Annotated in this window: 8 protein-coding genes and 1 pseudogene; 4 read left to right on the top strand and 5 right to left on the bottom strand. The window is 69.0% G+C overall.

All coding sequences use genetic code 11. The features are described from left to right. From AWC02_RS11185 to rfbA, 4 genes and pseudogenes are all read left to right on the top strand, one after another. Nucleotides 1–532, top strand: a pseudogene (locus AWC02_RS11185) (hypothetical protein); the annotation flags it as partial. A 29-nt stretch (nucleotides 533–561) separates the two neighbouring features. Beyond that, nucleotides 562–1332 (top strand): maleylpyruvate isomerase family mycothiol-dependent enzyme, encoded by a 771-nt coding sequence (locus tag AWC02_RS11180; RefSeq protein ID WP_085128847.1) that lies wholly within the window; start codon nucleotides 562–564, stop codon nucleotides 1330–1332. Between the two features lie 22 nt (nucleotides 1333–1354). Continuing rightward, nucleotides 1355–1714 carry a nuclear transport factor 2 family protein gene (locus AWC02_RS11175; protein ID WP_085128846.1) on the top strand — a complete coding sequence of 120 codons (360 nt, stop codon included), beginning with the start codon at nucleotides 1355–1357 and terminating at the stop codon, nucleotides 1712–1714. Between the two features lie 119 nt (nucleotides 1715–1833). Next, nucleotides 1834–2700 carry a glucose-1-phosphate thymidylyltransferase RfbA gene (gene rfbA, locus AWC02_RS11170; RefSeq protein ID WP_085128845.1) on the top strand — a complete coding sequence of 289 codons (867 nt, stop codon included), beginning with the start codon at nucleotides 1834–1836 and terminating at the stop codon, nucleotides 2698–2700. Between the two features lie 6 nt (nucleotides 2701–2706). Here rfbA and AWC02_RS11165 read toward each other — a convergent pair whose 3' ends face one another. The 5 genes from AWC02_RS11165 to AWC02_RS21940 all read right to left on the bottom strand — a co-directional run. Then, nucleotides 2707–4011, bottom strand: a complete 1305-nt coding sequence (locus AWC02_RS11165) for a pyridoxal phosphate-dependent aminotransferase (RefSeq protein WP_085128844.1) — start codon at nucleotides 4009–4011, stop codon at nucleotides 2707–2709. Between the two features lie 65 nt (nucleotides 4012–4076). Further along, nucleotides 4077–6932 (bottom strand): (Fe-S)-binding protein, encoded by a 2856-nt coding sequence (locus AWC02_RS11160; protein ID WP_085128843.1) that lies wholly within the window; start codon nucleotides 6930–6932, stop codon nucleotides 4077–4079. A gap of 235 nt (nucleotides 6933–7167) precedes the next feature. After that, nucleotides 7168–7728 (bottom strand): hypothetical protein, encoded by a 561-nt coding sequence (locus AWC02_RS11155; protein ID WP_085128842.1) that lies wholly within the window; start codon nucleotides 7726–7728, stop codon nucleotides 7168–7170. A gap of 81 nt (nucleotides 7729–7809) precedes the next feature. Next, nucleotides 7810–8178 carry a DUF3054 domain-containing protein gene (locus AWC02_RS11150; protein ID WP_085128841.1) on the bottom strand — a complete coding sequence of 123 codons (369 nt, stop codon included), beginning with the start codon at nucleotides 8176–8178 and terminating at the stop codon, nucleotides 7810–7812. Between the two features lie 25 nt (nucleotides 8179–8203). Beyond that, a partial coding sequence (locus AWC02_RS21940; protein WP_085128840.1) for a hypothetical protein occupies nucleotides 8204–8749 on the bottom strand: 546 nt, incomplete at its 5' end.

Genomic DNA, 8749 nt, shown 5'->3' with positions numbered 1-8749 from the left:
CAAGCCGGTGGCTCCCGTACCGATACCGGTACCGGTGCCGGTCCAAGTTCCGGCACCGGTGCAGGTTCCGGCCCCCGCCGCGCCGGTGCCCGCCCCGCAGATCCAGCAACCCGAGCTGCCACCGCTTTTTCGGCCTCCCGCCCAAAAGCCCTCCAACAACGGCGGCAATCCGTCGTGGCTGCCCGATAACGATGGCGGTGGCAAGAAGGGCGGTAACCCGTCGTGGTTGCCGGACAACGACGGTGGTGGCAAGAAGGGCGGTAACCCGTCGTGGTTGCCGGACAACGATGGCGGTGGCAAGAAGGGCGGTAACCCGTCGTGGTTGCCGGACAACGACGGTGGTGGCAAGAAGGGCGGCAATCCGTCGCCATGGCTGCCCGGAATCGGCACCAACGGCGGCGGGGGCAATCCCTGGATCCCGGGCCTCGGCGGCGGGAGCAACGCCCGCGGCGGCGGAGGCGGATCCTGGTTCCCCGGCTTCGGCGGGGGCGGCCAGGGTGGTGGCGGCAACAGTGGCGGCTGGCCCTTCTGAGCAGGCGCAGAATCCACTAGCCTGACGCCGTGGACTACGCCGCAGCACTGCTCGATGAGACCCGCGGATTCGGCGAGCTGATCCGCGCCGGCGATCCCGAGCTGGCGGTCCCGACGTGCCCCGGATGGAACCTCAACCAACTCTTCCGGCACTACGGACGCGGAAACCGTTGGGCTGCACAGATCATCGCTGACCGGATGGACCACCCGCTGGATCCGCGAGACGTCGCCGGCGGCAAACCCCCCGCCGAGCCCGACGCCGCCATCGACTGGCTCCACGAAGGGGCGCAACTGGTACTGGACGCCGTCGCGCAGACGGGGCCGGACACGCCGGTCTGGACCTTCACCGGCCCGCGCCCCGCCGCGTGGTGGGTGCGCCGCCGGCTGCACGAGGCCACCGTGCACCGCGCCGATGCCGCGCTGGCGCTCGGCGATGCCGTTGCGGACTTCACGTTGCCTGCGGAGTTGGCCGCCGACGGGATCAGCGAACTGCTGGATCTGACGCCGGCACTGCTGGCGCGCAACGGGCAGACACCGGCGCTTGCCGAGGGCCAGAGCGTTCACCTGCACGCCACCGACGAAGGCCTCGGAGCGGCGGGGGAATGGACGATCAGCCGGCCGGCCGGCGCCGACACGGTCAGCTGGTCGCATGACCATGGCAAAGGTTCGGTGGCACTGCGGGGTTCGGCCCTCGAGCTGTTTCTGGCGGTCACGCGCCGGGTCGCAGTCGCCGAGACCGGCATCGCGGTCTTCGGCGACGCCGCGGTGTGGCAGAACTGGATTGACCACACCGCCTTCTGATCGGGCGGTAACTTGGGCGAGCATGAGCACATCGGAGATCGCAACGGTACTTGCCTGGCACGACGCCCTGGCCGCCGGTGATCTAGACACGCTGGAACAACTGTCCAGCGACGATATCGAGTTGGCCGACGCCGACGGCGCCGGTCAGGGGCTCGACGCATTGCGCCAGTGGGCCGCGTCAGTCGAAGTCAGCGCCGGTATCGGCCGGATGTACTTCCATGACGGGGTGGTCGTGGCCGAACTGACCCCGGCGGGTGGCGGCGTGGCCCAAGCGGTCGCCTTCCGGGTGGTGCACGACCACGTCACCGCGGTGTTTCGGCACCAGGACCTCGAAGAGGCCCTGGCGGCGACGGAACTCACCGAGGGCGATCGAGTCGATTAGTCCCCGGCGGGGATCCGCTTCACCCGGCTCCGCCGCGTTCGCGATCCCCGCGGGAACTCTGGCGGGGATCCGCTTCACCCGGCTCCGCCGCGCTCGCGATCCCCGCTAAGCTCGACGCCATGCGCGGGATCATCCTGGCCGGTGGCTCCGGTACCCGCCTGCATCCGATCACCATGGGCGTCAGCAAACAGCTGCTGCCGGTCTACGACAAGCCGCTGGTCTACTACCCGCTGTGCACGCTGATGCTGGCGGGGATTCGAGACATCCAAGTGATCACCACGGGCCACGACGCCCCGGCCTTCCGGCGATTGCTCGGCGACGGTACGGCATTCGGCGTCGACATCAGCTACGCCGTCCAAGAGCAGCCGGACGGACTGGCGCGGGCATTCGTGATCGGCGCCGACCACATCGGCACCGACAGCGTTGCGCTGGTGCTGGGGGACAACATCTTTTACGGCGCCGGTTTGGGAACCAGCCTACGGCGCCACCAATCACCTTCCGGAGCCGTGATTTTCGCTTACTGGATGGCCGACCCGTCGGCCTACGGGGTGGTCGAGTTCGATGCCGGCGGTTCCGCGGTGTCGGTGGTGGAGAAGCCGGTGACGCCGAAGTCGCACTACGCGATTCCGGGTCTGTACTTCTACGACAACGATGTCGTGGAAATCGCCAAGGGCCTCAAACCCTCCGCGCGCGGCGAATACGAGATCACCGACATCAACCAGACCTACCTGGAGCAGGGCCGGCTCACGGTGGAGACGCTGGCCCGCGGCACCGCGTGGCTGGACACCGGTACCTTCGATTCCCTGCTGGACGCCGGCGACTACGTCCGCACCGTCGAACGCCGGCAGGGACTCAAGATCGGCGTCCCCGAAGAAGTGGCGTGGCGGATGGGTTTCATCGACGACGATGCCCTGGCAGCGCGCGCCGCAGCCCTGTGCAAGTCCGGCTACGGGGACTACCTGCGGGGACTGCTGGCTCGGCCGTGAAGCCGCTCAGGGCCGGTAGCTGACCAGGAAGTTGCCCAGCCGCTCGATGGCGCTGGACAGGTCCCGGGCCCACGGCAGGGTCACGATGCGCAGGTGATCCGGCGCCGGCCAGTTGAACCCGGTGCCCTGGGTGACCAGGATCTTCTCCTGCAGCAACAGGTCCAGCACCAACTGCTCGTCGCTGTCGATCGGGTAGACCTCGGGGTCCAGTCGGGGGAACGCGTAGAGCGCGCCGCGGGGCTTGACGCAGGTGACGCCGGGGATCTCGTTGAGCTTGTTCCACGCGACATCGCGCTGTTCGAGCAGCCGCCCGCCCGGCAACACCAGGTCATCGATGCTCTGGTGACCGCCCAAGGCCACCTGAATGGCATGCTGGGCCGGGACATTCGGGCACAGCCGCATGTTGGCCAGCAGGTTGATGCCCTCCAGGAAACTGGTCGCGTGCTCCTTGGGGCCGGTGATCGCCACCCAGCCGGACCGGTAGCCGGCCACCCGGTAGGCCTTCGACAGGCCATTGAAGGTCAAACACAGCAGATCCGGGGCCAGGGTGGCCAGGCTGGTGTGTTCGGCGTCGTCGTAGAGGATCTTGTCGTAGATCTCATCCGCCAATAGCAGCAGCTGATGCTTGCGGGCCAACTCGGCGATCTGGCTGAGCACCTCGCGGCTGTACACCGCCCCGGTCGGGTTGTTCGGGTTGATCACCACCAGCGCCTTGGTGCGTTCGGTGATCTTCGATTCGATATCGGCGATGTCGGGTTGCCAGTCCTGCGTCTCGTCGCACAGGTAGTGCACGGGCGTGCCGCCGGCCAACGACGTCGAGGCCGTCCACAGCGGGTAGTCGGGGGCCGGGATCAGCACCTGGTCGCCGTTGTCCAGCAACGCCTGCAGTACCAGCGAGATCAGCTCGGACACGCCGTTGCCGAGGTAGACGTCATCGACGTCGAAGCGGGGAAAGCCCTCCACCAGTTCGTAGCGGGTGACCACCGCGCGGCGGGCCGGCAGGATGCCTTGGGAGTCCGAGTAGCCCTGCGCGTACGGCAGCGCCTGGATCATGTCGCGCATGATCACATCGGGTGCCTCGAATCCGAACGGTGCCGGGTTGCCGATGTTGAGCTTGAGGATGCGATGCCCCTCGGCCTCCATGCGGGCCGCATGGGCGTGGATCGGACCGCGGATCTCGTAGAGGACGTCTTGCAGCTTGGTCGACTGCGCGAACGTACGCTGCCGTGGCTGGCTGCCGGTGGCAGACCACGGCGTTTGATGCTGCAACGGATGAGCGGTCACGTTGACAATGCTCCCATAGCTGTCCAATCAAAATTTGCCAGAGAAACAAGTTGGGGCCGTATGTGCACCCATACGGCCCCAACCCGTTATCTCTAGCGTTTGCCCGGCGGCCGCGCCCCGCGCTGGATGCCCAGGCCCTTCACCGGCGGCTGCTCCTTGGGCGCCTCGGCTGCCGGAGCCGGCTCGGGTGCCGCTTGCGCGGTCTCGGGCTCGGCTGTCACCGGCTCCGCGTCCGCGGCAGCAGGCTGCGCGGCCGGGGCGGCCGGGGCCGCCTTCTTGGCGCCGGGGCGACGGGCGCCCGCAGCCATACCCAGACCCTTGACCGGTGCAGCCGGTGCCGCCGGCGCCGCCGACTCGGCGGGTGCCGCCGGTGCCGCCGGTGCGGCGGACTGCGCCGGAGCTGCAGCGCTGGTCTCGGCGGCCGGTGCTGCGGCGGCCGGGGCCGCCTTCTTGGCGCCGGGCCGCTTGGCCCCACCGGCGAGCCCCAGTCCCTTCACCGGGGCTGCCGGAGCCGCGGGTGCGGCAGCGGTCGCCTCGGCGGCGGGTGCTGCGGCGGCCGGGGCTGCCTTCTTGGCGCCGGGCCGCTTGGCCCCACCGGCGATCCCGAGCCCCGTGACCGGCGCCGCCGCGGCGGGCTTGGCCTCGGCAGCCGGCTTCTCCAGCGTCGCGGTGGCCGCAGCAGCCGGTGCCGCAGCCTTCTCGGCCACCTTCTTCGGCCCGGCCTCGGCGGCGGCCGCGGCCGCGGTGCCCTTGGCCGGCAACGTCACCGTCGACATGTCCAGGGACTCCAGCAGCAGCTGGGCGATGTCGCGCACGTCCACGTCCGAACGCCCGGAGGCTTCGATGCGGTCGTCGACACCGTCGCTGACCATCACCCGGCAGAACGGGCAGCCGGTGGCGATGGTGGAGGCGCCGGTGGCCAGCGCCTCGTCGACGCGGTCGTGGTTCACCCGCTTACCGATGTGCTCTTCCATCCACATCCGGGCGCCGCCGGCGCCGCAGCAGAAGGAGCGGTCCATGGTGCGCGGCATCTCGATCAGGTTGGCACCGGCAGCGGCGACCAGCTCGCGCGGCGGCTCGTAGACCTTGTTGTGCCGGCCCAGGAAGCACGGGTCGTGATAGGTGATGTCACGCGAGACCGGCGCCACCGGAATCAGCCGCTTGTCGCGGACCAGGCGGTTGAGCACCTGGCTGTGGTGCAACACCGTGTACTCGCTGCCCAGCTGCGGGTATTCGCGGGAGATCGTGTTGAAGCAGTGCGGGCAGCTGGCGATGATCTTGCGGTCCGGCTTGTCCAGGCCGTCGAAGACCTCGTTGAGCATCTCGACGTTCTGCGAGGCCAACTGCTGGAACAAGAACTCGTTGCCGGCCCGTCGGGCGGGGTCACCGGTACACGTCTCGCCGGTGCCCAGCACCAGGAACTTCACGCCGGCAGCGGCCAGCAGCTCCGCGGTGGCCTTGGTGGTCTTCTTGGCGCGGTCCTCGTAGGCACCGGCGCAGCCGACCCAGAACAGGTACTCGAAGCCGTCGAAGCTGTCGACGTCCTGGCCGTAGACCGGAATGTCGAAGTTGAGCTCATCGATCCAGGAGGTGCGCTCCTTGGCGTTCTGGCCCCACGGGTTGCCCTTGTTCTCCAGGTTCTTGAACAGCACGCTCAACTCGGAGGGGAACTCCGATTCCACCAGCACCTGGTAGCGGCGCATGTCCACGATGTGGTCGATGTGCTCGATGTCCACCGGGCACTGCTCGACGCAGGCACCGCAGTTGGTGCACGACCACAGCACGTCGGGGTCGATGACCCCGCCTTCCTCGGCGGTGCCCACCAGCGGGCGGACCGCCTGCTCCGGGCCGGAGCCGCCGATACGCTCGAAGCCCTTCTCCGGCACGTGGTGGCCGGGCAGGGGTTTGGCGTCGGCCAGGTCGACCTCGCCGGTCGGCATCGGCTTCTCGCCGAGCAGGTAGGGGGCCTTGGCCATCCAGTGGTCGCGCAAGTCCATGATGACCAATTTGGGGCTCAGCGGCTTGCCGGTGTTCCAGGCGGGGCACTGCGACTGGCAGCGACCACACTCGGTACAGGTGGCGAAGTCGAGCATGCCCTTCCAGCTGAAGTCCTCGATCTTGCCGCGTCCGAACACCGCGTCTTCGGGCGGGTTGTCGAAGTCCAGCGGCTCGCCCTGGTACTCGATCGGCAGCACCGGGCCCAGGGCGTTGGGCAGGCGCTTGAAGGTGACGTTGATCGGGGCCAGGAAGATGTGCAGGTGCTTGGAATGCAGCACGATCAGCAGGAAGCCCAGCGCAACACCGACGTGCAGCAGCAGTGAGACGGTCTCGATGGTCTCGTTGGCCGACAGGCCCAGCGGCGCCATGATCTTGCCCATGAGGTGGGACAGGTAGGCGGCCTTGCCGTAGGGCAGGCTGCCGGTGTTGGCGGCGGCCCCGCGCAGCAGCAGGAACGTCCACACCACGTTGAGGATCATCACCAGGATCAGCCACGCGCCGCCGTTGTGCGAGCCGTAGAACCGCGAGGACCGGCCATGCTCGGCCGGGTTGCGCAGGATCCGGATGATCATGAACACGAAGATGGACAGCGTGACCGCGGTGATGAAGAAGTCCTGCATGAAGCCCAGCACGTCCCAGCGCCCGATCAGCGGGATGGCGAAGTCGTGCTGGAACATCTGCCCGTAGGCCTCGATGTAGACCGTGATCAGGACGAAGAACGCCCACATGGTGAAGAAGTGGGCGATACCCGGGATGGACCACTTCAGCAGCTTGGCCTGCCCGGCGACCTCACGGATCTGCGTCTCGATCCGGTTCCGGATGTCCGAAGTGCGCTCAGGCCCGACCTTCTGACCGGATTTGACCAGGTTGAACAGCCAAAGTACCCGGCGTGCGGCCAGCGCGCCCACAAACGCCGTCATGGACAGGCCGACCACCAGCCTGATCAGCATCTGGGTATTTTCGGTCACGGAGAGCCTCTCCCATCCACAAGTTACCGGCGAGTAACTTCATCATAGTTACTGATTAGTAACTTACCGCCAATCGTGCGCAGGGCCAGTTCAAGCCCTGCTCGGTGCTCGCTCATAGTGCCACCTCGGGGCCGCTCAGCGCGACAAAGGCTGGCCTAACTGTATCGGCCGACGACCGTTCCGACGGGCGATCGCGGGTGGGCTGCCGATGCGGTATTCAGCGTCCGGGCAGCGGGATCACGATCGAGGGCGGCTGTCGTGTGGTGGTGGGCGTCACGGATGCGGTCGTGGTGTTAGGCGCGGTGGTGGTGCCCGGAGGTTCGGTGGTGGTCGGCGGCTCGGTGGTGCTGGCAGTGGTGGTCGGCGGTTCGGTGGTCGCCGGCGGCGGGGCAGTCGGGGGCTCGGTCTCCGGGGCGGGCGGCTCGCTTGCGCCCGGCGGGGCACCGGGCGGCACCCACTGCGGGGCCGGGGCGCTGCGTTCCCCGGCGGGGGCGGTGGTGGTCGGCGTGGCCGGAGCCCCGGGTTCGGACTGCCGGTGCACCAGGCGGACCATGCTCCACACCAGCAGGGTGATCAAGATCGCCGTGAGCGCGCCCAGGCCGACCAGCGCGACCGGCCGCTGATACCACGGGGTGGGTGGCGTTGACCGGTCGCGCTGGCGGTACTGGCTCTCGTAAGCCGGCTCGCTGTAGTCGCTGTAGCCGCCGTAGTGGCCGTTCCCGCTGTAGTCGGCCATCTGGGTGGGCTCGTGGTGCGGGTCGTCCGGCGTTCGGCTCACACCCGTCGAGGGTAGGCGCCCCGTCTGACGAAATGCCGCGCCAGCACCTGACGACAAGCTGTGCGACCTGGGGAAACCGCCTTAGCGGGGGGCGCGGCGTCGCCGGGCGGCAACGAAGACGGCGCGCCAGCCGAGCAGGAAAACCGCGGTCACCGTCGAAGCGACCAGGATGAAGCTCTTGGCCACGCCGGCCGAGGTCGCTTCGCGCAGCAGCATGCCGACCAGCACCGTCGAGACCCAGACGGTGACCCCGGTGGGCCATACGGCGGTGGGCCTGCGCCAACCGCGGCTCAGCAACCAGCCCAGCACCGTGCCGCTCAGAAAAGGCCAGGTAGTGGTCGCCAAGCCGGTGATGGTCAGGCCCTCGTCGTGGCTACGGCGGCCCAGCGCGCAGAAGATCAGCACGGCCACCACATCCATGCCGAGCCAGGCCGGCTTCTGCGGTTGCATGCGGCGAGAGTACCGGGGAGCCGGCCTACCGGTGCGGCGGCAGGGTGATCACCGTCGGCAGATCGGGCAGCTTGGGCACCGGCGGGATGGTGATCACGGACGGCAACGCCGGCAGGCGCGGCCGGTAGCGGTTCGGCGGCTCTTCGGGAGGCGGCGCCTGCTGCGCCGGAGGCTGCGCGGGCGCCTGCCGGGGCGGGGCCGGCGGCGCGGTGGTGGGGGCGCTCGACGGCGTGGTGGTGGTGCTGGTCGCGCTGCTGGTGGTGCTCGACGAGCTGGTGGTCTGCGGGGTCGTGGTGCCGCCGGGGCCGCGACTGGTCAGCTGGATGATTCCCCAGATCACCAGCCCGAGCATCACCGCGATGAGCCCGAACCAGGCGATCAGCACCGAGCGGCGGCGAAACCACGGGAGCGCCGGCGGCGCCGCGAAATCAGTGGTCGGCGCCGCGGGCTGCTCCTCGAAGGGGTTGTAGGCGGCGGCGTACTGGGTGGGCGCACCACCGGTGTGATGGCTCGGATCGGCGGGGTGCGGCCCGGGACGGGCGGGGCCCAGGGGCGCCGCCCGTCCCGGGCC

It is taken from the genome of Mycolicibacter engbaekii, from assembly GCF_002101585.1.
Taxonomy (GTDB): domain Bacteria; phylum Actinomycetota; class Actinomycetes; order Mycobacteriales; family Mycobacteriaceae; genus Mycobacterium; species Mycobacterium engbaekii.
The sequence above is the reverse complement of the archived record's forward strand: the minus strand, read 5'-3'. Positions and strand labels throughout refer to the sequence as shown.